The organism is Bradyrhizobium iriomotense (assembly GCF_030160715.1).
Classification (GTDB): domain Bacteria; phylum Pseudomonadota; class Alphaproteobacteria; order Rhizobiales; family Xanthobacteraceae; genus Bradyrhizobium; species Bradyrhizobium iriomotense.
On sequence record NZ_BSOW01000002.1, the window covers coordinates 415033 to 441830 of the forward strand.

Below are 26798 nucleotides of genomic sequence, written 5' to 3' on the forward strand. Positions count from 1 at the left end.
AACCTGAGAAGAGAGATCAACATGTCATCGACAACAACGACGCTCGACTCTCCGCCCGCAGCAGTGCCTGCCGATCCTTCGGCGGCGACACTGACGCTCGCAAACGTCCTGTACGAAAAGCGCGGCGCGGTCGCCTATGTGACCATCAACCGGCCCAAGGTGCTCAACGCCCTGAACACGCCGACATGGAAGGATCTGCGCACGGCCTTCGAGCATGCGCGGGACGACGACGCCGTGCGCGGCGTCATCCTCACCGGCGCAGGTGACAAGGCATTCGTCGCCGGCGCCGACATCAGCGAGCTCGCGCATGCGAGTGCGATCGATGCCGAACGGTCCAGCAGCTCCGGGCAGGAGGTGCTCGATCTCGTCGAGAATCTCGGCAAGCCGGTGATCGCGGCGATCAATGGCTTTGCACTCGGCGGCGGCTGCGAGACGGCAATGGCCTGCTCCATCCGCATCGCTGTCGAGCACGCGAAGTTCGGCCAGCCCGAGGTCAAGCTGGGATTGCTTCCCGGGGGCGGCGGCACGCAACGCCTGCCGCGCCTAGTCGGAAAGGGCCGCGCGCTCCAGCTCATTCTGTCCGGCGAGATCATCAGCGCGCAAGAGGCCTGGCGCATCGGGCTCGTCAACGAAGTCGTCCAGGCAACCGATCTCATCCCGCGTGCGGAAGCCATCCTGAAGATGATCGCTTCGAACGCTCCCATCGCTGTCAAGCTTTCGCTCGAGGCCGTGAACAAGGGATTGGACACGAGCCAGAGCGAGGGCTTCGCACTGGAAGCCTCCTACTTCGGGCTGTGCGCCGGGACGGAAGACAAGAAGGAAGGGACGTCTGCCTTCCTCGAGAAGCGCGCCCCCAAGTTCCTGGGGCGGTGAAGCCAACGCGACGATTTAGGAGAGACCCAATGGCAAGCGACAACGTTTTTTCTGGACTGAAGGTGGTTGATTTCGCGAGCTTCGTCGCGGCGCCCGGCGCCGCCGTCATCCTGTCGGATTTCGGCGCCGACGTCATCAAGGTCGAACCGCCGAGCGGTGACCCCTGGCGACATGCGCATAAGATCCCGCCGCAGCCTGCTTCAGATGATCCCTATCAGTGGCATCTCGCCAACCGCAACAAGCGCAGCATCACGCTCGACCTGAAGTCACCAAGCGCGCAGCAGGTCGTCGAGCAGCTGGTCAGGTGGGCCGACGTATTCATCGTCAATACGCCGCATCCCGCGCGCAAGAAATTGAAGCTCGAATACGCCGACGTCATGCAATGGAATCCGCGGCTAATCTACGCGGATCTCACCGGCTTTGGCGAAAAGGGGCCGGATGCCAGTCTCCCCGGCTTCGACATCACGTCATACTGGGCGCGCAGCGGCCTGCTGTCGATGACGCGCGATGCCGGCGCGCCGCCGACCTGGCCGGTGGCCGGCAGCGGCGATAACGCGACGGCCGTGGGAATCTATTCGGCGATCGTCACGGCACTGTACCGCCGCGAGCGCACCGGCAAGGGCGCGTATGTCACAACCTCGCTGCTCGCCGAGGGCGTCTGGTCGGCGAGCGTTTCGATTCAGGCTGCGCTAGCCGGCGCGAAGTTCTACGGGCTGCATGATCGCAAGCATCCGGCAAGTGCTGCGCTCAACGTGTATCGCGCCTCCGACGGCACCTGGTTCGTTCTCATCGTCATGCCCGACAAGTTGGCGGCGGTGGCGAAGGCGATCGGCCGGCCGGATCTCTTGACCGATCCGCGGTTCTCGGATCCCGCGAAGCTGATGGCGAACATGCCGCAGCTCACGGCCATCTTCGACGATCTTTTCTCCGCGCAGCCGATGGCGCACTGGGAGGAGGTTTTCAGCGGCGTGCACGTCACGTTCGGCGCCGTACGCGGACCGGAAGAGGTAATCAACGATCCGCAGCTGGTGGCAAACGACATCGTGGTTCCGCTCGAAGGAGCCGGCGGCAAGCTGACTTCGACGATTAGCAGCCCGATTCAGGTGCACGGTGTCGCCAAGGTTCCGGCCCGGCGTGCTCCCAACCTCGGCGAGCACACCGAAGAGATCCTGCGTGACCTGGGATTTGACACCGATGGCATCGAGGACCTGCGCGCCAACGGCGCGGTGCCAAAAGTCAAGGAACACGCCTGACACAGGACGGACAGAGAGAAAGGAACAAGCCCATGAGCGAGATCCTCACCGAGCATACCGACGGCATCCTGCGGGTCCAACTTAATCGCCCGGCCCAGAAAAACGCCATGACGTCCGCCATGTATACGGAGCTGGCCGACATCCTCAACCAAGCTGACAAGGACGACGCGATCCGTGTCGTGCTCTGGCACAGCACCGGAAACGTGTTCTGCGCCGGAAACGACGTCGTGGATTTCCTCAAGAATCCGCCCAGGCCGGGCGCATTTCCGCAAGGCGACCTGATGGACGCGTTCGTCAGGTTCGAAAAGCCGATCGTCGCGGCCGTGCAAGGCGCAGCGATCGGCGGCGGAACCACGATCCTGACGCACTGCGATTTCATCTACGCTGTGGAGAGCGCGAAATTCCAGCTACCGTTCATCAACCTGGCGCTGGTGCCGGAATTCGGATCGAGCTTCTCGATACCGGCGCGCGTGGGCCATCTCCGGGCGGCGGAATTGTACTTGCTGGGAGAGCCGTTCACGGCTGCGCGGGCAGCGGAGCTGGGCCTCGTGACCCGCGTGGTGCCCGATGCCGACCTGCTCACGACAGCTACCGCAACGGCGCAGAAGCTGGCGGCAAAACCGAGCAGCGCGTTGCTGGCGAGCAAGCGGCTCCTCAAGCAGCCTTCGATTGGCCAGCTCAATGCGGCGATCAAGAATGAGAACCAGGAGTTCATGGAGCGGGTAACCTCGGCAGACGCCAAGGAAGCGCTCTCGGCCTTCCTCGAGAAGCGGCCGCCCAACTTCAACAAGACGAAGGCGCCCGTCGCGGCCAAATAGCCCGCGCCCGCAGCAATCGATGGGCGTCGCGTCGAGTATGGCGCGACGCAAACCGGGATTAAGAGCGGCGCCAGGCAAAGGCGTGGACTGATATGAAACACGTCTTGAGCTTCGCCACGTTTGCCATGGTAGCGCTGTGCTTCGTAGTGTTCCTGGCCACGATGAAGCCAACTGTTCTCAGCGCCGTCGAGGCATCGAGCAAGCCCGCGCATTGCAAAATGGCCGGCTTCTGGTGCGCCAGGATGCCATAGCGGGGCCCCACGGCTGGAACGTTGAGAGCACCGTGGACTAGCGCGACGGTGACCTTCGGATTCTCTTCCATGATCCGGCCTCCGGAGCCTGGGACTATTTCTGTTCGTCGCGACGACGAGAACCGCGACGTTCAACTTGCCCCCCGAGCCTCTCTTGTTTGCAGCGTCTTATCGAGATTTGCGTAAGTTTGGCAGCATTAACTCGCGCATTTGGGTCACGCGGCGTAGCTATCGAGAAGCCGCAAGACAACGCATCACACGGAGGAGCGTCGTGCTCTCAGACAAGTCTCGACCCATCATCCAAGCGACACTGCCAGCCGTCGGCGCGCACATCGAGGAAATCGCCAAGTGCTTTTATGGGCTTCTGTTTGCAGCACATCCGGAGCTGATGGATGGGCTCTTCAACCGCAGCCACCAGGCCGACGCCACCCAGCAGCAAGCCTTGGCTGGATCGGTGGCCGCATTTGCCACCGCACTGGTGAACTCGCCTGATCGGCTGCCCGAGAATCTTCTGTCCCGCATTGCGCACAAGCACACGTCGCTGGGCATCCAGCCGGAGCAGTACCAGATCGTCCATGACCACCTGATGTCGGCCATTGCAGAGGTGTTGGGTGACGCGGTGACGCCGGACGTCGCGGCAGCGTGGGATGAGGTGTACTGGCTGATGGCCTACACCCTGACCCACGTGGAGCGCGGCCTCTACGGCGCGCGCGGCGTGAGTCCGCAGACGGTATGGCGGCAATGGGAGGTCGAGAAGAAGATCCAGGAAACCGATGATGTGGTGACGTTTGTCGTCAAGCGCATCGAGGATCACCTGGTGAAGCCGTCGCTTCCCGGCCAATATATATCGGTGCAGGTGCCGCTGCCCGACGGCACGCGACAATCGCGCCAGTACAGTCTGAGCCGGGCCGACCAGGGAGACTCCCGCCAGTTTTCGGTCAAAAGAGTGCACGGCGCAGCAGGAAAGCCCGACGGAGAGGCGTCGACGCTGTTGCACACCAACGTCAGCGTGGGCGACGTGCTGACCTTGTCCGTTCCTTTCGGTCCCCTGGTGCTGGACGACTACTCTGGGCGCTCGATGGTGTTCATCAGCGCGGGTATCGGCATTACCCCGATGGCTGGGATGCTCTCGCACCTTGCCACCACTGGGTCCGCATTGCCGATCATGCTGCTGCACGCCGACCACAACGAGAATGCCTTCGCTCTCCGCGACCAGATCCGCGATGACATCGTCGCGCTGCGTCATGCTTCTATCTATGTCTGGTACGAGCAGGGAGCCGACAGCAAATTGCCGGTGCAAGGCGTCTTCGCCGGCAAGATGGACCTGTCACACGTCCGCCTGCCCGACAATGCGGTGTACCACATGTGCGGACCGGTCCCGTTCATGCATTCGATCCGCAGCGCCCTTATCGCGCTTGGCATTCCACCCCGGGATATCCAGTACGAAATGTTCGGCCCGGACCTGTGGCAGGCAGATTACGAATAGGCCGATGGCTTGCTGAAACTAGTGACAAAGAGCACGAACGAGGTGAACCTATGAGCGTGATGTTGGCTGAGACCCGGGCTGACAAGGCGACTGCCGTTGCCGAGGCCCCCCGCCGAGAGCGCAAGCGCGTCGTCATCATTGGCGGCGGCTTTGCAGGGATCGCAGCGGCGCGTGCGCTCCGGCGCGCCGATGTCGATGTCGTCCTGATCGACCGCCGCAATCATCATATCTTTCAGCCGCTGCTCTACCAGGTGGCGACGGCGGTCCTCTCGCCTGCGGAGATCGCCGCGCCGATCCGTCAGCTCGAAGTGAAGCAGAAAAACCTCAGCGTGCTCCTGGCGGAGGTCACCGGTATCGACGTGGCTTCCCGCACGATCGAGGCGTCTTCGCCTGGCGCGGGCGCGCTCAAGATCGCCTACGACTACCTGGTGGTCGCGACCGGCATGCATCCGAGCTACTTCGGGCACGACGAGTTCGCTCAATATGCGCCGGGCCTCAAGAACCTCAGTGACGCCGAGACGATCCGAGCCAAAATCCTCGGCGCGTTTGAACTGGCCGCGACGACCGAGGACGAGGCCGAACGCGCGCGTCAGATGACGTTCGTGCTGGTCGGCGCTGGTCCCTCCGGCGTGGAGCTCGCCGCGTCTCTCGCGCAGATGGTGAAGGGGACGCTGCGCGGCAACTTCCGCCGTATCGATCCGGCACAGGCGAACATCATTCTGCTCGACGCAGGCAAGCGGGTTCTGCCGACCTTTGCCGAGTCGCTGTCCCGCAGAGCGACCCGACGCCTCGAAAAGCTCGGCGTGAAGGTCTTGACCGGAGTGAAGGTCGAGACCGTCGACGCGCAGGGCGTGGTCGCCGGCGGAAACCGGATCCCCAGCGCCACGGTGCTCTGGACCGCGGGGGTTGCGGCATCGCCGATCCCAAAGATGCTCGGCACCAAGACCGACCGCGCAGGGCGCGCGCTCGTTGATCCCTTCCTGAAGGTCGTGGAGGCGCCCGGCGTTTTCGTCGTGGGCGATGCGTCGTCGGTCATGCAAAAAAACGAACACCCGGTGCCAGGCGTTGCGCAGGCGGCGATCCAGGAAGGACACTATGTCGGGCGGCTGATCGCCAAGGAGCTGAAGGGACGGAAGGTCAAGCGCCCGTTCAGCTATTTCGACAAGGGCAATATGGCGGTCGTCGGCAAGAATTACGCGGTGCTGGAGCGCGGCTGGCTGCGCACGAGTGGCGCCCTGACGTGGCTGGTGTGGGCGTTCGTTCACATCCTCGCCCTGCCGCAGTTGCAGAACCGTTGGCGCGTGCAGCACCAGTGGCTCTGGTCGTATTTCACCGGCCAGCGCAGCTCGCGATTGATCCCGGAGCCGCCGAGCGTCGCTGCTCCCGCGCGGGACTCGCGTGAGGGCCACCGGCCGACATCGTAAGCTGCACCACGCTTGCTTCGATGATTAGGATCCCTGAGTTGATGGACAATGCAGGTGCTCGATCACATTTTGAGATTTATGACGCTTGGCACCGTCATAGTTGGCAGTATTGCCATCTACGCCGCGCTGCACACCAACAACAGGCGTGTAGGAGCTGACATTTTCCTCAAATACTCCGACCGGATCTCCGACCTGAGGCGCAACCTCCCGATAGCCGCTTTCGTTGAAAGCGACGCACCGTGCAACTTGGACATGACACCAGAAGAACGTCGAGCAGCGCATGAAATCATCTACTCAATCTACGAGCTTTATGAGCTTAAGGTGCATGGCTTCCTTCCATCGGCGATCTGGAAGATAAGAGAGCCCGATATTGAAAGAACTCTTTCTCTTCCGTCCTTTCGACAAGAATTAGCTGCTTTAGACGGTCGATTTACCAGGCACCCTCGCTTTGCGAGCTGGCTCGAACAGCTCAGGCGAGGATAGGCCGGCTTACGAGCAGGGAAGCAAATCGGCTCGTTGAGAATTCCGCAGGCGTGCACATTCTCTTTATGAGCACATCCCAAAGCGAGCAGTAACAGGCGTTGGTGGTTCGCGCGAGCTGATGAACAGCCACATAGCTTCAGCTGCTTTTGAAGAATTTGCCGGGATTTGGCACCGTTTACTCATGCATCCGAGCTGCGCGGTCTATTTTCAACGAGCCTGCATGCTTTGCAGACGGCTTTGAGAGCCCCTTCGGCTGCTCTCTTCACATGACCGAAACACGAGAGGTTCAGCGATGCACTTCGATCCAGTCCTATTGTCTCGCATCCAGTTCGCCTGGGTCATCGCCTGGCACATCCTGCTGCCTGCGTTCACCGTCGGAGCGGCGTCCTTTATCGCCGTCCTCGAGGGCTTGGCTCTCGCGACCGGACGCGAAGTCTATGTCCGCACCTCGACATTCTGGATCAAGATCTTCGCGATCGCATTCGGCATGGGCGTCGTGACCGGCATCATCATGCCGTTTCAGTTCGGCACCAACTGGAGCCGCTACGCGTCCGCAGCCGGCCAGGTCCTCTCGCCACTGTTTGCATATGAGGGCCTGACCGCTTTCTTCCTGGAAGCCGGCTTCCTCGGTGTCCTGCTGTTCGGCCGCAAGCTTGTGCCGTCTTGGGCGCACTTCTTCGCGGCACTCATGGTGGCGATCGGCACGTTGTTTTCCACGTTCTGGATCTTGTCCGCCAACAGCTGGATGCAGACGCCGGCCGGCTACGAGATCGTCAATGGCCAGTTTATTCCGACAGACTGGATCAAGGTGATTTTCAATCCGTCATTTCCTTATCGGCTGGCGCATACCGCGTTCGCATTCTTCACGACAACGGGCTTCGTCGTCCTCGGCGTGGGCGCTTACCTGCTCAGGCGCAATCGATCCGTCCAGGACGCGCGCATCATGTTTTCGATGGCGCTATGGGCGTTGACCGTGTTGGTGCCGCTGCAGATGGTGATTGGCGATATGCACGGCCTCAACACCCGCAAATATCAGCCCGCAAAACTCGCGGCCATTGAAGCCAAGTGGGATACCGGCAAGGGCGTGCCGCTGACGCTCTTTGCGATCCCGGATGACAAGGCCGAGCACAACAAGTTCGCCATCGAGATTCCTTATCTCGGAAGCCTTATCCTGACGCACGATCTCCATGGCGAGGTGAAGGGTTTGAAGGACTTCCCCGCCGATCAACGTCCGCCGGTTGCTATCCCCTTCTTTGCCTTCCGCGCGATGGTTGGATGCGCGGGATTGATGCTGGCGCTCGTGCTTCTGGGCGGGTTGCTGCGGTGGCGTGGGCAGCTCTACGACACGCGGCTGTACCTGCTGGCATGTCAGTGTGCGATTCCGCTCGGCTTTATTGCGGTCATCGCCGGATGGTTCGTGACCGAGGTCGGCCGGCAGCCGTGGACGATCTATGGGCTCTTGCACACGGCAGCCTCGGTGTCGCCGTCTCTGACAAGCCATGACGTGACGCTGTCGCTGTTTGCTTACGTGGCTGTCTATCTACTGATCTACCCCACGGGCCTCATCATGCTGCTTCGGCTCGTTCGCAAGGGCCCGGTTGAGACCAGCGAATCGGCTCCGGCAATCGAGGCTGGTCTGCCTGGGGCGCCAGTCCTGGCCCCCGCAATCAACGTCGTGAAAGGAAACGTGTGATGACCCAGGTGCTCGATTTGGTTCCGATCTGGACAGTGATCCTGGCGGCGGCCGTATTCTTCTATGTGCTGCTCGATGGCTTCGATCTCGGCGTGGGGATGCTCTTTGGCCTGGCGCCCGACAAGCGTTCCCGCAACACCATCATGAACTCGATTGCGCCGATCTGGGACGGCAACGAGACTTGGCTGGTGTTTGGTGGCCTTGGCCTTCTCGCGGCCTTCCCGACCGCCTTCGCGGTGATTATTCCGGCGGTGTATTTCCCCATCCTGGTGATGCTGCTTGCGCTGGTATTCCGCGGCGTTGCGTTCGAATTCCGGTTTCGCGACGCTGAAAACAAGACATTCTGGGACCGTGCATTCTGCTACGGATCGGCCATCGCCACGTTCGCGCAAGGCGTCGTGCTTGGCGCATTCGTCCAGGGTTTTCCGGTGCGCGACGGGCAATTCGCGGGAACGTCGTTTGCGTTTCTCACGCCATTCTCCATTCTGACCGGCGTCGCCCTGATGTTCGGATACGGCCTTCTCGGCGCGGGTTGGCTTATCCTGAAAACCGAAGGTGACATTCAGGCCGCGGCGCGTCGCCAGGGCCGCATCTGCCTCATCGGTGTCGTGACGGCGATCGCCATCGTCAGCATCTGGACACCAATCATGGTCCCCGCAGTGGCAGCGCGCTGGTTTAGCTGGCCCAACATCGCGCTGTTCGCGCCAGTGCCCGTACTGTCCGGCGTGATTGCGCTCGGAACTTGGCGATCGCTCGGCGGCAAAGCCGAGACGGCACCATTTTTCGGTGCCATCGGCCTCTTTGTCCTCTCCTACATTGGCATGGCGATCAGCCTATATCCGATGATTGTGCCCTACCAGCTGACGCTGTGGGAGGCTGCCTCGTCGCCGCGCACCCAGGCCTTCCTCCTGGTCGGAACGCTGTTCCTCGTTCCCGTCATCCTGACCTATTCGAGCTGGTCGTATTGGGTCTTCCGCGGAAAGGTGCGGGCCGAGGTGGGGTATGAGTAATCGCCTCACGCCAACCTTCTAGATCAAGCGGGAGCGCCTATCATAGGGAAAGGTGCAGCGACGTGGATCCGAGCTTTCCAACTGAAAGGCGCCCAATGCAAGATCGATCCACGTTGGCCGAATCGGTTCTCGAACAGCTCGCTGATGCTGTCATTTGCGCAGACCGCTCGGGAGCGATCATTCGGTGGAATCGAGCTTCGATGGCCCTATTTGGCTATTCGTCGGACGATGCGCTAGGCCGGAGTCTCAATCTGATTATTCCCGAGCACCTGCGAGACCGTCACTGGAGCGGCTTCGACACCGCCGTATCAACGGGCGGCACGAAGCTTCAAGGCCGCCCTACTCTGACGCGTGCGGTACACAAAAGCGGGCGCAAACTGTACGTCGAGATGAGCTTTGCGATCATCAGAGACGATGTCGATGGCAAGTTGCTGGGCGCGGCCGCGATGGCGCGGGACGTAACAGAGCGCGTTGAGCGAGAACGCTCTGAGCTCCGAGAGTGTTGAGAGAATCCGGTCGGCTCCTCTCAGGCTATCGTGGACCGGGACGAGTGATCATCGTTGGACGCGGGGCCAGGCGGTCGCTCATGCGAGGGCTTCGGCTCCGGAGAACATGTAATGATGTGGAAACAAGTGTTGCTGCCGAGTATTGTGGCGTGGCAGATTGAGGTCGCCCTCGGGGCTACACCAGCGAGTTCTGGGGTGCGGAAGGGCCTTATTTTACGGGGCTTTCTCGAAGCCGTTTTATTATGGCGGAGAGGGAGGGAATCCTTCAAGCTCTGCAAAAGTGCTCTAAAATAAGGGGTTTTCGCCAGTCGCCGGAGATCTACTGCACCGAAGCAAATCGACATGGATGCGTTCTACGCTTCCGTGGAGCAGCGCGACAACACAGAGCTTCGCGGCAAGCCTTTGCTCGCAAGGAACAATCTAGTCGATTTAAGCGAACCTTGAGTCTGGCTGGCGACGCCCACCCACCAGGTGGCTACGCAGCATAGCCGACATCCCGCACCGCGAAGCCCAATGGTGCGCGCTCGATCGCTTGTCTGAATGCCGCGGATCTTGGTCATAAGGGTGCGACCCAACCATATTTAGTGAGGTGGCTCGACCCGCTTCGAGGCCTTTGAGCATGCGTCCTGCCGGAGGATCCCGCGGGCACCGGCCGGAACACCGATCCACCTGTCTTGAACGTTTGCGCCAACTGTCACAAATGGAATGACGCATGACTGGACGACTTCAAATGCGTAACCGAGAGACCGACCGGCCACAACCGATTGAGAAGACGCGGCTGGCTGCAGTCGCCAGCCTGCTTGGCGCTCCGTCTACTTTCCGAAAGGTTCCCCAAACCCCGTTGGAGGCGCATGAGATGCTTCTGAACGGGCTGCCGTCCAGAGCACTGTTACATCTGGTTGAGAACCTGGCGTTTCTTCGCTGGGATGACTCTTTCGCCAAAGCGATTGGAATGAGCCATCGCACCTACCAACGCCATGCCTCCGCGGGAGCCAAGCCACTCAGCCCAGAGCAAAGTGGGCGAACATGGAAGTTCGCGGAAGTCCTGGCGAAAGCAACCTCCATTTTCGGCTCCATGCAGGAAGCTGAGCAATGGTTGGAGCGGCCGGCTATCGGCTTGAACCAGCATAAGCCAATCGATCTGTTGGCCACACCGGCTGGTGTTGAGTTGGTGGAAGATTTTCTCGTTCGACTTGAGCACAGTGTCTACGCGTGACGCCATTGCCTGGGGCGCTCGGCGGTACCGAGCTTGGCGATTGGCTATTGGACCAAGCGACATACGCGGCCACCTGGGACAGCGGCGAAGGAGCTTTTCTGGTCGGCGGTCGCTGGAACAGCGGAGGACTTCGGGCCGTGTACTACTCGGTAGATCCCGCTACTGCAATTCTGGAAGTTGCAGTCCACAAGGGCTTCAGGGCGCTCGGGCGCCCGTACAGAGATTGACGACACCGAAGTTGCAGCCCTGCAGCAATCCGATAACCCGCCGGAACGACTTTATCGACTTCGGCGGCCACGTCTGCGTTAGCCGGTCTTCTTCTCCGTCATGTTGCAGTATGGCATATTTCAACTCGACGAGCGGAGCCCCCTCGCATCCTTCCATTCGAATTTGCGTAGGTTCGGCTGGACTTCAGGAAGTCAGTGTGGTTGTGGTGCTGGACGCCGAGCGGATGGCGAAGGAGGTTTGATATGCCCCTTGAGACAACCAAGTTCGACGTTCAAGATTACCTGAAGACGATGGATCAGCAGGCCGTCTATCTAGAGGCCGCGCTTGAGAGCAATGACCCTTCGTTCATTGCTGTTGCTATCGAAGATCTAGCCAAGGCTCGGCAAGTTTCGAAGTTTCCCCATTCGGAGCGGAGTTGAGTCTTTTGGGCTCTACGTGCGCCGCCCCTTAGCGTCCCACGCCTCGGCGAGACCTCGGCTCACCACTGCAATCCGATCAATCGCTTTCGATCGGCGTACGGCCGCTGTAGGGCGTCACGCATGGTCTTCGGCTGCCCGACGATGATGACCTGCTGTCGAGCACGCGTGACGGCGGTATACAGCCATAATAGATCGAGCAGGCGACTGCGTGCGGGTCGATCAGCTTGGTGGCGGATCACCGCCTCTGAAGACTGAATTCACCCCTGTGTCCGAGCATTGTGGACACAATGTCCGCAATGCCGAACTCGGCAAGGCCGCTCTTGGGGCCTATGGCGGCCTCGAACGAAGCCTCGATCCGACACCATGAACCTCAGTTCGATCTGCCCATCTGACGCTGCCAATGGACGCGGCTTACAGCCCGACGGCCGAAACGGCGCCGAAAGTTTCGCCTCACTGGACGTGCCGCGGCGCGGCCTATCCGACTTCAAGATCATGGATGATCGGTTTCAGTTCGTCGGGCGTGACTTCGAGGCGCGCAAGCGTGATCGGTAGCTTAAAGCGTCGGTGCCCTGCACTTCCTGGGTTCACGTAAAGCAAGCCGTCGACGGTGTTCAACTTCGGCACGTGGGAGTGGCCGGAAACAATGACATCGATGCCCTCAGCTACGGGATCGACCTGCAGGGTGTTGAGGTCGTGCAGAACGTAGAACAGCCGTCCGGCGAGCCGCACGAACTCGGTTTCGGCAAATTCGGTGGCCCAGTCGCCCGTGTCCACGTTCCCCCTGATCGCCGTGACGGGGGCAATTCTCCGCAGCGCGGTGATGATCTCGGGATCGCCGATGTCGCCGCCGTGAATGATGTGGTCGACATGGGCCAGCACGCGCAGCGCCTCCGGCCTGAGCAGGCCGTGCGTATCCGAGATGATACCGATGGTGAAGGTCATCGAAGCGTCCGGTTGAAGCACCATATCACGCGTTGGGCCACGGCTTCCTGATGCACCGCCGGTGCCCCGGACACAACGGCCTAAGCCGACTTCCGCCGCTGGCCCGTCGCGGGCTTCTTCGCCGCTGCTTCCTTCGCCGGCTTCTTGCCTTGGATCGGCATCAACATCTCCTTCTGGCCCGCCGCCGCCTTGCGCGGCTTCTTGGTGGGCTTTGCCGCCTTCGCCGGTGCAGCCTCCCGACCGACGCTTTGGCGCAGCGCCTCCATCAGATCGACCACGTTTTCGCCCTTGGGCCGCTCCTTCGGGCGGATGGTCTTGCCTGCGCGCTTCTGGTTGATCAGGTCGACCAGCGCGGTCTCGTAGTGATCCTCGAACTTCTCGGGGTCGAACGTGCCCGTCTTCTGGTTGACGATGTGCCTTGCGAGGTCGAGCATGTCCTTGGTGACTTTGACGTCCTGGATCTCGTCGAAGTACTCCTGCTCGGAGCGGACCTCGTAGGGGTAGCGCAGCAGCGTGCCAACGAGCCCCTTATCCATAGGTTCGAGGGCGATGATGTGCTCGCGGTTTGTCAGCACGACTCGGCCGATCGCGACCTTGTCCATTTCGCGGATGGTCTCGCGGATCACTGCGAAGGCGTCGTGTCCGATCTTGCCATCCGGCGTCAGATAGTAGGGTCGGATCAAGTAGCGCGGGTCGATATCGGACCTGTCGACGAATTCGTCGATCTCGATGGTTCGCGTCGACTCCAACGCCAGCTCCTCGAGTTCCTCCTTGGTGACCTCGATGTACTGTCCCTTGTCGAGTTCGTAGCCCTTGACGATGTCCTCGTTCGCGACCTCGTCACCGGTATCGGCGTCGACCTTCAAGTATTTGATCCGGTGACCGGTTGCTCGATTGAGTTGGTTGAACGAGATCTTTTCGGATTCCGATGTCGCCGGGTAGAGAGCCACCGGACAGGTGACGAGGGACAGACGCATGAAGCCTTTCCAGTTGGCTCTCGGGGCCATGTTACGCAGAACTCCAGTTCGGGACGGCTGGGATTCAAGACGAACGGGAGGGCTAGGTTCCGACAGCAAGGACGCGCCACAAGAGGATATTTTTCACGCGGGCTCTCGACTCCAGTGTTCTTGTTATGTTCTATTGCGGCATGAGGCGCTGGCCTGTTTTAACCCATAGTGGCCTAAGTTGAATTTGGGAGTGGCCTGTTTTGTTCGCGAACTGCCACAACCTGTTCATGAGCGTTTAGGATTAACCCGTTCTGGGTGTAGCGAATAAAGACCGGGGCGCTCCGCCAGATGAACACCGCCGTCATAAATCCGTAATTCTACGGCAATGAAACCTCCCGCGACTCAAAGTCTTTCTGTAACTGGGACCGTCAGACGGGAGTGAGTGATGACGGAACGCACACAGCTAAACATGATGCCGCGTGATCGCCTGCTAGAACTGGCCAAGGAAGAGATGGCCAACTTCGAGCGGCGCGAGATTGAGTTCCGCAAAAGGGATCGGGAAGAACGCGCAGCGGCGCTGAACCTCCCTCTGGACAAGATCAATCTCCACTGATCGGCGCCAGCGGCTATTTCCGCATGCATCGCATTTGGTATTTGACCGCCTTCCTAGCCGTTACCGGTGTCGTCTTCTGGATACTGGTCGTGGCTACAAAGGTCATCGGCTGAAATGCTCATACTGCTGGCCGAGTATCCACTGAGCGATAACTTCATCTGATCGTCATACGGCGGTTTTAGCCTCCTAGTGCAACGTGGCTGGACGTTGCCCGTGAGGGCTCCCCGCTTGTCGGGGCCACCAGATCGGCGGGGAGCTTTCAGGCCGCCTCAGTTGGCGGCCTCGTCCTTGGGCTTGAGAAATACCTTCATCACGGTGAGCATCTTGATGACCTCGTCCGCCTCTTCCTGAGAGGCCCGGATTGGCTCCAGAAACTGATCTGCCGCCAGAGTACTGGCAGGCGCTTCTGGACGACCCTCGCGCAGAAAGCAGGTCGGCCCCCTCCGAAGGGACGCTGCGGTTGAGCCAGATTCCTCAACATATTCTGAGGGTGGGGTGCCGGCGCTGCGCCAGGGTCGTCGAGATTCAGAAGGTCGATGCTATCCGCCTCCGAGAGCGCGCGCGATGACGACGATTCTCGCTGGCCAGTCTGCCGAAGCCCGCGCCAAGGGCGAGGCTCTCTTCCGGCAGGCCGACAAGCTGCTCTGCGAATCCTGGAACGAAAGGATGTGGGCCGACGGCGGGCCGATCGACCCATCGCCGACCGTCGACCAGGCAATCAACGCGGCCTACGCCTGGCTTGAGATCGAATGCTCCAGATGCAAGACCCGGCGGGATGTCGATCTGACGGCGCTGCGTCATCCGCCGACCACATTCGTCCACGACTTGGCGAGCCGCCTTTCGCTGCAGCAAATGTAGCAAGGCCGACCGCCGGCCCTCAGCTACCCTTCTGCAACTGGCATCGCGCTCCCGCCAGGCCGCTTCGGAGACCTGATAGTGTGCAATCTCTACTCGATCACCACAAACCAGGCCGCCATCAGCGCGCTGTTTCGCGTCGTGAATCGATACGTTGGAAATCTGGCGCCGATGCCCGGAGTCTTTCCCGATTACAAGGCACCAATCGTGCGCAACGGGGCCGAGGGCCGCGAACTTGCGACGGCGCGGTGGGGAATGCCGTCGTCGTCAAAGGCGCTGATGGACGCCACCAAGAAGCGAGCCGAGAAGCTGCAGGCCAAGGGCAAGGCAGTGGATTTCAAGGAATTGCTCAGAATGGAGCCGGACGGCGGCACGACCAACATCCGCAATGTGAATAGCAAACACTGGGCCCGTTGGCTCGGCCCCGAGCATCGCTGCATAGTGCCGTTCAACTCGTTCAGCGAATTCAACAAGACGGAGGGCGGCGACATCTGGTTCGCGCTCGACGAGACCCGTCCGATCGCCTGCTTCGCCGGCATCTGGACCAATTGGACGTCGGTCAGGAAGGTGAAGGAAGGCGAGACGACCAACGACCTTTACGCGTTCCTCACGACAGAGCCGAATGCCGAGGTCGGCGCCGTCCACCCCAAGGCAATGCCCGTGATCCTAACGACACCGGACGAGGTCGAATCCTGGATGACCGCCCCCGCGGACGAGGCCTTGAAATTGCAAAGGCCGCTTCCGGATGGAAGCCTCCGGATCGTCGCTCGCGGCGTCAAGGAAGACCTAACAGGGCCAACGACGTGACCGACGAGACTGACTGCCAAACGGGGCCAGCACCGCATCAACGCAAGACCACGTCGATATGGACGCCTTCTACGCATCCGTGGAGCAGCGCGATTAATTAACAAGACAGCCAGGCTGCGTCCCGTGATCGTGATACGCGCGGCTTGGTTGCCGAATTCAAGACTCAAAGAAAAATCCGGACCGGCAAACGGGATCATCGCCCCCGCGCTCTTCGCTAAGCACCCAACTGGACCGCTGCGTGGAGCTTAAAGAGGTTCTATCAGGTCTTAAAAGGTCGACTTTTTCCGGCTTTGGGTCTCGCCTTCCGCAACTGACGATTGTACCAATGGCCCAGTGGGTTTCAAACCGTCGGGGGCAAATATGCAAGCGCAACAGACCCTGAGTGCAGCATTTCGTGCTTTTAGCTTCGCAGTCATAATCACGGCGTTCAGCCAATCAGCTGCCGCGCAAAATCTTTTGCTCAATGGAAATATCGTGACGCCGTCAGGCGTCTTGCAAGATGGCTGGATCTATATCAAAGACGACAAAATCGTCTCGGTGACACCGACCCAACCCAACGTGCAGGGCCAGATCGTTCGGTCGAGTGACTACATCTATCCAGGCCTTGTTGATCTGCACAATCACCCGATCTACGACACGCTGCCACGCTGGACGCCGCCGCATCTCTACAACAATCGGTATGAGTGGCGCAGGGATCCAGTTTATCAGAATGCGGTTCAGGTACCCGAAAGAAACATTGTTGCCGCCGAGTTTTGCGACATGGACGAGTTCGCCGAGATCAAGCAACTCATTGGCGGCACGACAACGCTTCTTGGTATATCTGCACCGGCTTTCGGCAAGCCAATGTACGATTGCATCAAGGGTCTTGCGCGCAATCTCGACTGGTACAGCGGATTTTACGGAACGAACATCGGACACGAGCCGGTGGCGAACCCGCTCGGTGTCACGCCACCGAACTATTCGCTTATCGCTCCGAATTGGCCCGGTGACATGAAGCCTGCCGATCTTCTAAAATATCAGAGCGGCTTAAACGACGGCTCCATTAAGGCGTTCTTCATCCATCTTGCGGAAGGCAAGCGCACCGATGCGGAAGCACAGAGTGAATTTGGCCTCCTCAAGGATGACGAATTGCTCACAGCCAGCACCGTGATCATCCACGGCGTTGGCCTCCTTGCATCCGATTTTGCGGACATGAGCAAAGCCGGCGCATCGCTTGTCTGGTCACCACGTAGCAATTTGGTTCTTTACGGCGAAACAACCGATGTCGAGACCGCGGCTCAACAGGGCGTGACAATTGCGATAGCGCCGGACTGGTCCCCGACCGGAAGTAGCAACATGCTGGCCGAGCTTAAGTTCGCCAGTGATTACTCGACTACAAAGCTTAATGGGCTATTTTCAGCAAAGCAGCTCTTTGAAATGGCAACCTCTATCCCGGCTCGCTTGGCGCATGTTGATCAGTTGATTGGTACGATCGAAGCCGGCAGATATGCCGATATCTTTATGATGAGCAGTCATTCACCCGACGCTTACTCCAACCTCGCGACGGCATCCCCATCGGATGTGAGCTTGACGATCGTGAACGGCATGCCCGTATACGGAACGCCGGATCATATGGCGCAGGCCGGCGTGACCACCACCGAAGATGTTTCGGTCTGCGGTGAAAAGCGAAGTCTCAACAGCCAAGCGTTGACAGTTAGTGGCGCATTCGCCGCTGCTACCACGCAACTCGGCAACGCACTCACGGGACAAAACACCTCGCTTGGTCCCATCGCGGAATGCAATTAACTGGCTGAACGGAGACACTAAGTTCTTTTCCATCCTGCACGACTCGCGTGCGTCGCCATCGCACCGATCGGTAGCTAATGCGCTGCGCAGGCGTCCACCGCGTTTCCGTCGAGTATGCCCTCGTCTCCTCCGTCGCAAGGCCTCGGTCCCAACGGCTATGTGTTGCGCGGCCAAGCGATGCAGTAATCATTTCGTGGCCCCTTCTCTGCCAGTCGCCTGAAATCGAACGTCCGCTTTGCGTCAAAAGCTGCTATCGCCGCGAAACGGCCATTGACCCAAGACCAGGCCATCCTGTCTATTCACCTGAGTTGCTGGCAGCGGGTGTAAGACGATGCTGACGCAAATTTACGAAGTCGCGACACCTGCGGAAGCCGAGGCGATATCGGCAATCGGCGTGGACCATGTCGGCGTGCTCGTCGGCGATGGAACCTTCCCTCGGGAGCTTCCGGTTCAGAAGGCGTTAGCCGTTATGAAGATGATGCGGGCGCCGTCCGTACTTTCCGCGCTGTTCCTTTCGGCGGATGTCGCTCTTATCGAACGGATGGCGGGAGAGCTTGATCCGCCCATCGTTCATCTTGGCGCATCAAGCGAATTGCTTACGCCTGATCTTGTCGTGGCGCTGCGAAAGTCCCTGCCGAAGACCAAATTCATGCGCAGCGTAGCTGTCACGGGACCCGAGGCAGTAGGTGCGGCGCAAGCATATGATGGGGTTGTCGATTGGATCCTGCTCGACAGTCATCGCACAGGTGATGTGCAAATCGGCGCGCAGGGCGTGACGCACGACTGGAGCATCAGTCGAATGATAGTGGAGAGTGTTCGCACCCCAGTGATACTTGCTGGTGGCCTCGGACCAGACAATGTCAAAGAAGCTATTCGGTCGGTGCGACCTGCCGGCGTTGATTCAAAAACAAGAACCGATCGGGAGGGCACTCACTCAAAAGACCTGGGGAAGGTAGAAGCCTTCTATCGCGCTGCAACGAGCGGTTAGATCGCACATCTCTTCTTGGCCCTTCTCCGACTCTCGTTTCAGGTCAGATGGCCGCTTTGCGCCAAACAGCTGCCACTTCTCGCAAGTCAGCTCATAGCCCTATCGCGACGTATTGCGCTGCCGCACTAACCTTGTCGCTTTAGGGGCATAGCGGACATTGCCTTCGCCGGATCATGCTGCTGTGTTTATGAGTACACGCCCTTAGTCTTCGAGCAGGTCCGCCAGGAAGGCCTCGGTCATCGCATCGACGTTGCCAGCCTCAAGATGCTTCTCGAACTCCTCCGGTGCCGCCGATGCTGCGATAGGGCTAGGACATTCCGCGCGATCGGTCCATTGCGCCGCCCGCGCCGATGCGATGTCGGCGCGCTCGAGATCGGCGGCCGTCACCATGGCCAGCGGACTCGCTAGCGGCGACAGGGTTTCATCGGCTCCGGTTGCGGCCTCGTCGAGTGCAGCGTCTACGGCGTCCGCCCCGGGCTCTCCCTCGAAGTCGAGCGCGGCCAGGAAATGCAGCGTCGTCTCGTTGCTCTGCTTTTTTTTGGCCATGACCGCTGGGAAAAGAAAAGAGAACGGCTGCGAACCGCGCTGCGACGTACGCGGGACTAGTGCCTTGCCGGGCATTCCGAACCAGAATCGCCGATCGAATCCAGAAGATCGGGACCTCGGTGTGGATTCGGCGTGGCTTTTGACCTCCGACCGGCGCCGAAGGTTGACCCCTCATCATCCGCAGAAAGTGCCACAATCCATTTCGGACTGCGGCAGTATGCCGGGGTCAATGTCGGAAGCCGAAAGGACACCGGGCTTTCACGATGCACGCGGCCCGTATCCAATTCTACGATCGACCCGTGGGCGCGATCCTTCTGAGCGAGCGCCATCTCGTATTGCGCGGGATCAAGCGCCGCGGTTCAAGCAGCGCGCCATCGCGCAGTCGGGCAATAATGACGACGACTAATGAGGGAATTCAGGACAAGTGAATGTTAGCCCTCGGGGGGACGAGCGTCTGACTCCTGTCTCGTGCCCGAATCTCTCGTTTTTCTATCACGCCTTCATTCGCAGCAAGGCAAACGAACCGGCTTCGGAAGACCGGTTCCTTCAGCCCCATCGAGATTAACTTTTGCTGATGTTGCTGGCGCGATCGTTTTCGGTTGCCGCCGACCGAGATAGGCTCAATACAACCTGAATTGTGGCGGTCTGGGCATTGAGTCAGGGTAATGCGATGGAGGACCTTCATAGAGTCACACAACTGCGTTATTTGAGTCAGAGAATTGTGTTACCCGGTTCAAATCGACTATTGATTCTGCTGCGGGATTTTCGGCAACTGAGTCGAGGTTTTCTGTTAGAGGACAGGAGCAAGACAGTGGCGCCCATCCAATATATCGTCGAGGGCGGTCACCGGCTCTCGGGCTCGATCGAGCCGTCCGGCAACAAGAACTCGGCGCTGCCGATCATCGCGGCCGCCCTCCTCACCGAGCATCCGGTGACGCTCCAGAACGTGCCGCGCATCCGCGACACCGAGACGCTGGTCGAGCTGATCCGCTCGGTCGGCGCGTCCGCCGAATGGCGCGAGCGCAACACGCTTGTCATTCACGCCAAGAGCATCCGCGCCGCCGATCTCGATCCCGAGCTCTGCGTCCGCATCCGTGCCTCGATCCTGCTCGCAGGCCCCCTGCTCGCCCGCTGCGGTGAGGTGATGCTGCCGCCCCCCGGCGGCGACGTCATCGGCCGGCGCAGGCTCGATACGCATGTGCTGGCGCTGGAGCAGCTCGGCGCCAAGGTCACTGCGACCGACCGGCTGGAATTCCGCGCACCGAAACTGACCGGCGCCGACGTGTTCCTGGACGAGCCGAGCGTCACCGCGACCGAGAACGCACTGGTCGCGGCCGTCGCCGCCGACGGCGTCACCTATTTGCGCAACGCGGCCTCCGAGCCGCATGTGCAGGATCTCGCCAACTTCCTGGTCGCGCTCGGTGCCAAGATCGAGGGCATCGGCACCAACACCATGATCGTGCATGGGCAGGCGACGCTGGGCTCGGCAACCTATGCGATCCAGCCCGACCATATCGAGGTCGGCTCGCTGATCGGACTTGCCGCCGTGACGCGCTCGCCACTTCGCATCGTCCGCGCCGGCGTCGAGCATTTGCGCTCGATCCGCATGGGCTTCGAGCGGCTCGGCATCGTCTGCCGCGTGGAGGGCGACGATCTGATCGTGCCGTCCAACCAGACCCTGAAGATCCAGGACGATTTTGGCGGCCACGTGCCGAAGCTGGAGGACCAGCCCTGGCCGGCCTTCCCCGCCGATTTGATGTCGATCGCGATCGTCACCGCCACGCAATGCGAAGGCGTGATCCTGATGTTCGAGAAGATGTTCGAATCCCGGATGTTCTTCGTCGACAAGCTGATCGCGATGGGCGCGCGTATCGTGCTCTGCGATCCTCATCGCGCGATCATCGCGGGGCCGAGCCGCCTGCGCGGTGCCTCGATGATTTCGCCCGACATCCGCGCCGGCATGGCGATGCTGCTCGCCGCGGTCTGCGCCGAGGGCACCTCGACGATCAACAACGCCGACCAGATCGAGCGCGGCTACGAGCGCATCGACGAGCGGCTGAACGCGCTCGGCGCCAGGATCAAGCGCGTGCCGGAACGGAAGAGCTGAGGCGGCGCTGCTGTTACTCTGAAATGGTCTCGTGCCCCCGGACGCAGCGCAGCACGTTCCGGCGATGCGAAGCATCGTCCGGTCGTGATGCGCTGCTGAGCCGGGGCCGATACGGCCGAGACGTGCGTCCGTGATTCTGGGTCCCGGCTCGCGCTTCGCGCGTCCGGGACACGAGAGCGTGTGGCCATGTTTTGGACGCGCGCCAATGCTATTGTTCCCACATGCTCGAACACGTCCAGCGCCCGCCGCAGCAATTTGCCGCGCCCAACCACCTCGCCGATGAGTTCGGCGAGACGTTGCGGCTGGCCGTGCCGATGATGCTGACGCAGCTCGGGCAAATCGCGATGATGACGACCGATCTCGCGCTGATCGGCCGGGTCGGCGAGGACGCGGTGGCGGCCGCGGCGCTGGCGCACACGGTCTATTTCATCAGTTTCACCTTCGGTCTCGGCCTCGTCGCCGCGGTGGCGCCGCTGGCGGCGCAGGCCTTTGGCGCAGGCGACGTCAGGCGGATCCGGCGCTCCCTTCGCGTCGGCCTGTGGGTCTCGCTGTTGATCTCGCTGCCGATGATGGCCTCGCCGCTCTATGGCGAAGAGATCCTGCTGGCGCTCGGACAGACGCCGCATTCGGCTGCACTTGCGCAACGCTATCTGTTCGGGCTCGCCTGGGGCATCGCGCCGGCGCTCGGCTTCATTGCGCTGCGCGGGTTCACGGGCGCGGTGAACCGGCCGCAACCGCCGCTGTGGATCACCTTTGCCGCGATCCCCGCCAATGCGGTGCTGGTCTATCTGCTCATCCACGGCCTGTTCGGCCTGCCAAAACTCGGCCTGCTCGGCGCAGGACTCGCGACCACGCTGGTCAACTTCGGCACGTTCTTCGCCGCGCTGGCCATTGCCGCATTCCGCAAGCCGTTCTCGGACTATCATCCGCTCGTCCATCTCTGGCGGGTCGACTGGCCTCTGATGCGCGAGCTGCTGATGATCGGCGCGCCGATCTCGTTTGCGCTGCTGATGGAATACGGCATGTTCTCCTCGGCCGCGCTTCTGATGGGACTGATCAGCACCACCGCGCTTGCCGCCCACCAGGTCGCGCTCCAGGTCACCGCCGTCCTGTTCATGATTCCGCTCGGCATCGGCATGGCGGCAACGGTGCGGGTCGGACATGCCTTTGGCCGCAACGAGCCGGCAGCGGTGAAGCGCGCGGGCCTCGTCGCAATGCTGCTCGGAATCGCGCTCGTCGCCGGCCTTACGCTGGCCATCGTGATCGGACGATATGCGCTGGCGCGATTGTTCTTCGGCGGTGGCGAAACAAGCTCGGAGACCATCGAGCTGACCGCGACCCTCTTGCTGGTCGGTTCGACCTTCTTCATTGCCGACGGCCTCCAGACCATCGTGGGCGGGGCGCTGCGCGGCCTCAATGACACCAGAATGACGCTGATGTTCGCCATCATCGGCTATTGGTGCGTCGGCTTCCCGACGGCCTGGCTGCTCGCCTTCAACGTCCATCTCGGCGCGGTCGGCGTCTGGATCGGGCTGTCGCTCGGGACCTTCGTCTATGCCACCCTTCTGATCTTGCGCTTCCAGCGGCTGGCGCCCAGATTGGGGGCATGACGCCCGTCCGCGAAGTCACCCCCGAGGTCGACGCCGACGCATTGCTCGCCGGCGCGCAGTTCATCGACGCCTATCGCGTCGCGATCGGCCGGAAGGCGCTCACCGCCCGCGAGGCCTGTGTCAGGATGGTGCTGCACGGACCGCGCTGGATCGATGCGCTGATACGCCTGCGCAACATCCTGGTGACGCCCTTCGGGCTCAAGACGTCGGGCGAAGGCGCGCCGGCGCCGGGCGGCCTGATCGGCCTGTTTCCGGTGGTCAGCGAAACGCCGGAGCGGCTCGTAGCCGGCTTCGACGATTATCATCTCGACTTCCGCCTCGTGGTCGATGTCGCCGGCGATCCGGCGCAGAAGCAGGTGACCTCGACCACGCTGGTGCGGACGCATAATCTGCTGGGCCGCATCTATCTCACGCTGATCATGCCCTTCCACAAGCTGGTGGTACGCGGCATGATGGGACGGATCGTGGAGGCAGTCTGATGACCCTCTCAGTCGACCTCTTCTTCTCCTTCCGCAGTCCCTACAGCTATCTGGCGCTGCCGAGAACGCTGAAACTCGTCGAGGACTATGATCTCGCGGTGAACCTGCGGCCGGTCTATCCGCTGGCCGTGCGCGTGCCCGGCTTCTTCAAGAGAACCAACCGGCAGTTCATCCCCTACATCATCCTCGACAGCAGCCGCGTGGCGCAGCACCAGAACATTCCGTTTCGCTTTCCCCGTCCCGACCCGATTGTGCAGGACCGGACGACGCTGGAGGTCGCGGCGGAGCAACCCTACATCCACCGCCTGACCCGGCTCGGCGCCATGGCGCAGCTCGAAGGCCGCGCGCTCGAATTTACCAGTGCGATCGCGCGCGTGCTGTGGGATGGCTCGGTCGAGGGATGGAACGAAGGCAACCATCTGGCGCGTGCCGCCGAAAAAGCCGGCTTCGATCTCGCCGCGATGGATGCCGCTGTCAGCGCCGATCCCGATAGCTACGAGCAGGTCATCACCGCGAACGAAAAGGATCACGCGGCCTCCGGCCATTGGGGCGTGCCGACCTTCGTGTTCGCAAACGAGCCGTTCTTCGGCCAGGACCGCATCGATCTCCTGGTCTGGCGCATGGAAAGCAAGGGTTTGAAACGGCGCTAAAGCGCGATGAGATTAGGATGAATCGTCATCGCGCTTTAGGTTGTTGTTTGCGCATGATCTTTCCGGAAAACCGCTTCACACTTTTCCGGATCATGCTTTAGTGCGTCTCACCTCTCCCCGGCGGGGAGAGGTGAACCGCGTTCCACGGCAATTATCCTGATTGATCCGCGACCCGCGCCGGCTTGTCCGCCGCCGCCTCCGACCATTCGCCGACGACGCGATCGAGGTCGCAGAGATTCTGGTGCATCTGCTCCAGCGAGAAGCCGAGCGCGAAAAAACGCTCCGCGGTATCGCCGGGCGCACCGCGGATCAGGCCGTCACGGCGGACGGCAGCGACCGCATCGGCATAGGTTTGGAGCGCGACGTGCACGGGATGGATCGGCGGCGCACCGGCGCCGGTCCGCAGCGCCGCGGCCGCCGAGCGCAGGAACTGCGCGATCACCGTGCCGACCTCCGACAAGGGCGCGGCAAGCCTGATCTGCACATCGGCCGGCAGCGGCACCACGGTAGCGCGGCCGATCATCACGACGTCGTGGCGCAGCCGCAGCACGGTTCGCAGCAGGGGACCGGTGTCGGGCCCGCTCGACAGGCGCGCCGCGCGCTCGCGCTCGGCCTCGGCGCCGGTGGCGTTGAGTCCCACCATCGCGGTGCCAATGCCATCCTGGATCCGATGCAGCGCATCGTTGTCGCGGCCGCGCGTCAGGCCTTTCAGCAATTCGGTGAAGGCATCCGCGATCAATTCGAGCAGGCGCGCCGCGCTCGCGCGGATCTGTTGCACCGCGCGCGACGGCAGCACCAGGAACGAGACCATGAGTCCCGTGATCGCCCCGACCGAAACTTCGCTGACGCGATCGATCGCCGAGGCGAGCGGATCGGCATGATGCATGGTCGGCACCAAAAGCACGATCACCGCGGTGACGGTGGCCGCATTCAGGCTCGGATTGATCGCGGCGACGAAGGCGAGCGGTGCGACCGCCAGCACTAGCAGGCCCAACAGCTCCGCCTCGCTGGAATAAGGAATCATCACCGCGATGGTGCCGCCATAGATGGCGCCGCCGACAGTGCCGAGCATGTAGTCGCGTGTCGCCTTCAGCGACCGGCCGACGCTCATCTGGGTTACGATCAGCGAGGTCAGCACCGCCCAGAGGGGCAACAGCAGATGCAGCGCGGTGGCGATCACATAGGCGGCGGTCGCCGCCACGGTGACCCGGACCGCCAACCCCAGTTGCGTCTTTCGCGACCTGATGCGGTCGAACATCTGCTTTGCGAGCGCCATCATCGCCTGTCCCGATACCCATCCTCGTCAACGGCCAAAAGCATAGCTGATACCCGTACCCACAGGGCGGCTTGAAAGGAAAAATCCGCCCGCCTACCCTGCCGGCCAAAACGAGGAAACACGATGGCCCACGAAACCGCAACGCTCGCCGCCTACGTCGCCAATCTGAAATATGATGATATTCCGGCGGAGGTCGCCGAGCGTGCAAAGGTGCTGACGCTCGATTTCCTCGGCAGCGCGATCCGCGCGCGCCGCGAGGCGGAATCGACGCCGTCGCTGCTAAAGATGCTGGAAGCGCTCGCGCTCGATACCAGGGGCGAATCCACCGTGTTCGGCGACAGCAAGACCTGGACGCCGGCGGTCGCCGCGCTCCTCAACGGCGCCCTCGGCCACTCCCTCGATTTCGACGACACGCATGCGGATTCCTCGTTGCATCCGAGCGCGCCGGTGGTGCCGGCCGCATTCGCGGTCGGCGAGATGGTCAGCGCCTCCGGGCGCGACGTGCTCACCGCGATCGTCGCGGGCTATGAGGTCTGCTGCCGGCTCGGCAACGCGCTCGACCCGACCTCGCATTATGCCCGCGGCTTCCATCCGACCGCGACCGCAGGCACCTATGGTGCGGCGGCCGCCGCCGCAAAGCTGTACGGCCTGTCCGAGACGCAGATCATCTCGGCCTTCGGCGTCTCCGGCAGCCAGGCCGCGGGCTCGCTGCAATTTTTGGTCAACGGCGCCTGGAACAAGCGCTACCAGGTCGGTGCCGCCGCGATGAACGGCGTGATCGCGGCGACGCTGGCCCGCAACGATTTCATCGGCTCGACGGAATCGGTCGAGGGCAAGCACGGCCTTCTGGTCGGCTACACCGACGACGCGCATCCCGACAAAGCCACAGCCGAGCTCGGCAAAAGCTACGAGACCATGAAGATCGGCGTCAAACCCTATCCGAGCTGCCGCTATACCCACGCCGCGATCGACGCGCTGATCGCGATGCGGCGCGAGCACAACCTGACGCCCGAGCAGGTCAAGCGTGTCGAGATCGGCCTGCATCGCAACGGCATCACGCTGACCGGCGATGCCGCGACCAAGCGGCACCCGCGCTCGATCGTCGGCGGCCAGTTCTCGATGTTCTTCACCGGCGCGCTCGCGCTCGACCAGGGCAGCTTTGGCTGGGACGACTATGGCCGGCTCGGCGATGCCGCGATCGACGCGCTAGCCGACCGGTTCGACGTCGTGCAGGATTCGCGCCTGGAAGGCCGCCCGCATCCCTTCGGCGCTCGCGTGAGCATCACCACCGACGACGGCGTGCACGAGCGCCTCTACGCCGATCCCTCCGGCGAGCCGAACTCGTTCCCGGATGCGCAGGCGATGCAGCAAAAATTCCTGACGCTGGCACGCCCGGTGCTGAACGCGCGCGCGGAGCAATTCGCGGATGCGATCCTGTCGCTGGAGCGATTCGATCGCGTGGCGAAGGCGACGCAGTTGGGAAGGCAGTGAACTCCCACCGCACGGGCGCTACACCCTCTCCCCTTGTGGGAG

Annotated in this window: 26 protein-coding genes and 3 pseudogenes; 23 read left to right on the forward strand and 6 right to left on the reverse strand. The window is 61.6% G+C overall.

The window, feature by feature from the left end:
* The first annotated feature begins 21 nt into the window (after positions 1-21).
* Genes QQL28_RS04180 through QQL28_RS04190 form a run of 3 tightly spaced genes read left to right on the forward strand, consistent with a single transcriptional unit; the run spans position 22 to position 2944 of the window.
* The gene (locus QQL28_RS04180) at positions 22-873 is read left to right on the forward strand and encodes an enoyl-CoA hydratase-related protein (RefSeq protein ID WP_284261408.1); all 852 of its coding nucleotides are present in this window, start codon (positions 22-24) and stop codon (positions 871-873) included.
* A 29-nt stretch (positions 874-902) separates the two neighbouring features.
* Positions 903-2126, forward strand: a complete 1224-nt coding sequence (locus QQL28_RS04185; protein WP_284261410.1) for a CaiB/BaiF CoA transferase family protein — start codon at positions 903-905, stop codon at positions 2124-2126.
* 32 nt (positions 2127-2158) lie between these two features.
* Positions 2159-2944 carry an enoyl-CoA hydratase gene (locus tag QQL28_RS04190; protein ID WP_284261412.1) on the forward strand — a complete coding sequence of 262 codons (786 nt, stop codon included), beginning with the start codon at positions 2159-2161 and terminating at the stop codon, positions 2942-2944.
* Positions 2945-3002: 58 nt separating this feature from the next.
* On the opposite strand, the gene QQL28_RS04195 is transcribed toward QQL28_RS04190, so the two are convergent.
* Positions 3003-3266 carry a hypothetical protein gene (locus QQL28_RS04195; protein ID WP_284261414.1) on the reverse strand — a complete coding sequence of 88 codons (264 nt, stop codon included), beginning with the start codon at positions 3264-3266 and terminating at the stop codon, positions 3003-3005.
* A gap of 200 nt (positions 3267-3466) precedes the next feature.
* Between QQL28_RS04195 and QQL28_RS04200 the strand changes: the two genes are divergently transcribed.
* From QQL28_RS04200 to QQL28_RS04245, 10 genes and pseudogenes are all read left to right on the forward strand, one after another.
* Positions 3467-4681 carry a globin domain-containing protein gene (locus tag QQL28_RS04200; RefSeq protein ID WP_284261421.1) on the forward strand — a complete coding sequence of 405 codons (1215 nt, stop codon included), beginning with the start codon at positions 3467-3469 and terminating at the stop codon, positions 4679-4681.
* A gap of 50 nt (positions 4682-4731) precedes the next feature.
* Entirely contained in the window at positions 4732-6105 is a 1374-nt protein-coding gene (locus tag QQL28_RS04205) for an NAD(P)/FAD-dependent oxidoreductase (RefSeq protein WP_284261423.1), read from the forward strand.
* A gap of 48 nt (positions 6106-6153) precedes the next feature.
* Positions 6154-6588 carry a hypothetical protein gene (locus QQL28_RS04210; protein WP_284261425.1) on the forward strand — a complete coding sequence of 145 codons (435 nt, stop codon included), beginning with the start codon at positions 6154-6156 and terminating at the stop codon, positions 6586-6588.
* A gap of 292 nt (positions 6589-6880) precedes the next feature.
* Complete coding sequence (locus QQL28_RS04215) at positions 6881-8281, forward strand: cytochrome ubiquinol oxidase subunit I (protein ID WP_284261427.1); 1401 nt, start codon at positions 6881-6883, stop codon at positions 8279-8281.
* On the forward strand, positions 8281-9291 hold the full coding sequence (gene cydB / locus QQL28_RS04220; RefSeq protein WP_284261429.1) for a cytochrome d ubiquinol oxidase subunit II: 1011 nt from the start codon (positions 8281-8283) through the stop codon (positions 9289-9291). Before QQL28_RS04215 ends, cydB begins: the two co-directional genes overlap by 1 nt.
* Positions 9292-9404: 113 nt before the next feature.
* Positions 9405-9797 carry a PAS domain S-box protein gene (locus QQL28_RS04225; protein WP_284261431.1) on the forward strand — a complete coding sequence of 131 codons (393 nt, stop codon included), beginning with the start codon at positions 9405-9407 and terminating at the stop codon, positions 9795-9797.
* Between the two features lie 342 nt (positions 9798-10139).
* Positions 10140-10202, forward strand: a pseudogene (locus QQL28_RS04230) (Y-family DNA polymerase); the annotation flags it as partial.
* A gap of 325 nt (positions 10203-10527) precedes the next feature.
* Positions 10528-11013 (forward strand): Xre family toxin-antitoxin system antitoxin, encoded by a 486-nt coding sequence (locus QQL28_RS04235; protein ID WP_431309575.1) that lies wholly within the window; start codon positions 10528-10530, stop codon positions 11011-11013.
* Positions 11010-11219 (forward strand): annotated as a pseudogene (locus QQL28_RS04240) (RES family NAD+ phosphorylase); the annotation flags it as partial. The gene QQL28_RS04235 and the pseudogene QQL28_RS04240, both read left to right, overlap by 4 nt.
* Positions 11220-11483: 264 nt before the next feature.
* On the forward strand, positions 11484-11660 hold the full coding sequence (locus QQL28_RS04245) for a helix-turn-helix domain-containing transcriptional regulator (RefSeq protein WP_284261435.1): 177 nt from the start codon (positions 11484-11486) through the stop codon (positions 11658-11660).
* 59 nt (positions 11661-11719) lie between these two features.
* On the opposite strand, the gene QQL28_RS04250 is transcribed toward QQL28_RS04245, so the two are convergent.
* From QQL28_RS04250 to ku, 3 genes are all read right to left on the reverse strand, one after another.
* A complete protein-coding gene (locus QQL28_RS04250) occupies positions 11720-11899 on the reverse strand; it encodes a hypothetical protein (RefSeq protein ID WP_284261437.1) in 180 nt (59 codons plus the stop codon).
* A gap of 235 nt (positions 11900-12134) precedes the next feature.
* Positions 12135-12602 (reverse strand): metallophosphoesterase family protein, encoded by a 468-nt coding sequence (locus QQL28_RS04255; protein ID WP_284261439.1) that lies wholly within the window; start codon positions 12600-12602, stop codon positions 12135-12137.
* 80 nt (positions 12603-12682) lie between these two features.
* The gene (gene ku / locus QQL28_RS04260; RefSeq protein ID WP_284261441.1) at positions 12683-13609 is read right to left on the reverse strand and encodes a non-homologous end joining protein Ku; all 927 of its coding nucleotides are present in this window, start codon (positions 13607-13609) and stop codon (positions 12683-12685) included.
* A 385-nt stretch (positions 13610-13994) separates the two neighbouring features.
* On the opposite strand from ku, the gene QQL28_RS04265 reads away from it, so the two are divergent.
* The 5 genes and pseudogenes from QQL28_RS04265 to QQL28_RS04290 all read left to right on the forward strand — a co-directional run bounded on the left by QQL28_RS04265 (position 13995) and on the right by QQL28_RS04290 (position 18597).
* On the forward strand, positions 13995-14162 hold the full coding sequence (locus tag QQL28_RS04265; protein WP_284261443.1) for a hypothetical protein: 168 nt from the start codon (positions 13995-13997) through the stop codon (positions 14160-14162).
* A 552-nt stretch (positions 14163-14714) separates the two neighbouring features.
* Positions 14715-15096 (forward strand): annotated as a pseudogene (locus QQL28_RS04275) (hypothetical protein); the annotation flags it as partial.
* Between the two features lie 2 nt (positions 15097-15098).
* Positions 15099-15824 carry an SOS response-associated peptidase gene (locus QQL28_RS04280; protein WP_284261445.1) on the forward strand — a complete coding sequence of 242 codons (726 nt, stop codon included), beginning with the start codon at positions 15099-15101 and terminating at the stop codon, positions 15822-15824.
* Between the two features lie 360 nt (positions 15825-16184).
* Positions 16185-17609, forward strand: coding sequence for an amidohydrolase family protein (locus tag QQL28_RS04285; RefSeq protein ID WP_284261447.1), 1425 nt, complete (start codon positions 16185-16187; stop codon positions 17607-17609).
* 331 nt (positions 17610-17940) lie between these two features.
* Positions 17941-18597, forward strand: a complete 657-nt coding sequence (locus QQL28_RS04290; RefSeq protein ID WP_284261449.1) for a phosphoribosylanthranilate isomerase — start codon at positions 17941-17943, stop codon at positions 18595-18597.
* 201 nt (positions 18598-18798) lie between these two features.
* Here the strand turns inward: QQL28_RS04290 and QQL28_RS04295 are convergent, their stop codons facing one another.
* Positions 18799-19218: a hypothetical protein gene (locus QQL28_RS04295; RefSeq protein ID WP_284261451.1), complete on the reverse strand. Its 420-nt coding sequence runs from the start codon at positions 19216-19218 to the stop codon at positions 18799-18801.
* A 736-nt stretch (positions 19219-19954) separates the two neighbouring features.
* Here QQL28_RS04295 and murA point away from each other — a divergent pair.
* The 4 genes from murA to QQL28_RS04315 all read left to right on the forward strand — a co-directional run bounded on the left by murA (position 19955) and on the right by QQL28_RS04315 (position 23989).
* Positions 19955-21250, forward strand: a complete 1296-nt coding sequence (gene murA / locus QQL28_RS04300) for a UDP-N-acetylglucosamine 1-carboxyvinyltransferase (protein ID WP_284261453.1) — start codon at positions 19955-19957, stop codon at positions 21248-21250.
* A gap of 221 nt (positions 21251-21471) precedes the next feature.
* Positions 21472-22860, forward strand: a complete 1389-nt coding sequence (locus tag QQL28_RS04305; RefSeq protein WP_284261454.1) for an MATE family efflux transporter — start codon at positions 21472-21474, stop codon at positions 22858-22860.
* Complete coding sequence (locus tag QQL28_RS04310) at positions 22857-23339, forward strand: DUF2867 domain-containing protein (RefSeq protein WP_284261457.1); 483 nt, start codon at positions 22857-22859, stop codon at positions 23337-23339. Before QQL28_RS04305 ends, QQL28_RS04310 begins: the two co-directional genes overlap by 4 nt.
* A complete protein-coding gene (locus QQL28_RS04315) occupies positions 23339-23989 on the forward strand; it encodes a 2-hydroxychromene-2-carboxylate isomerase (protein WP_284261458.1) in 651 nt (216 codons plus the stop codon). Before QQL28_RS04310 ends, QQL28_RS04315 begins: the two co-directional genes overlap by 1 nt.
* Before the next feature lie 151 nt (positions 23990-24140).
* On the opposite strand, the gene QQL28_RS04320 is transcribed toward QQL28_RS04315, so the two are convergent.
* On the reverse strand, positions 24141-25265 hold the full coding sequence (locus QQL28_RS04320; RefSeq protein ID WP_284261562.1) for an FUSC family protein: 1125 nt from the start codon (positions 25263-25265) through the stop codon (positions 24141-24143).
* A gap of 123 nt (positions 25266-25388) precedes the next feature.
* On the opposite strand from QQL28_RS04320, the gene QQL28_RS04325 reads away from it, so the two are divergent.
* Complete coding sequence (locus tag QQL28_RS04325) at positions 25389-26756, forward strand: MmgE/PrpD family protein (protein ID WP_284261460.1); 1368 nt, start codon at positions 25389-25391, stop codon at positions 26754-26756.
* Positions 26757-26798: the final 42 nt, after the last annotated feature.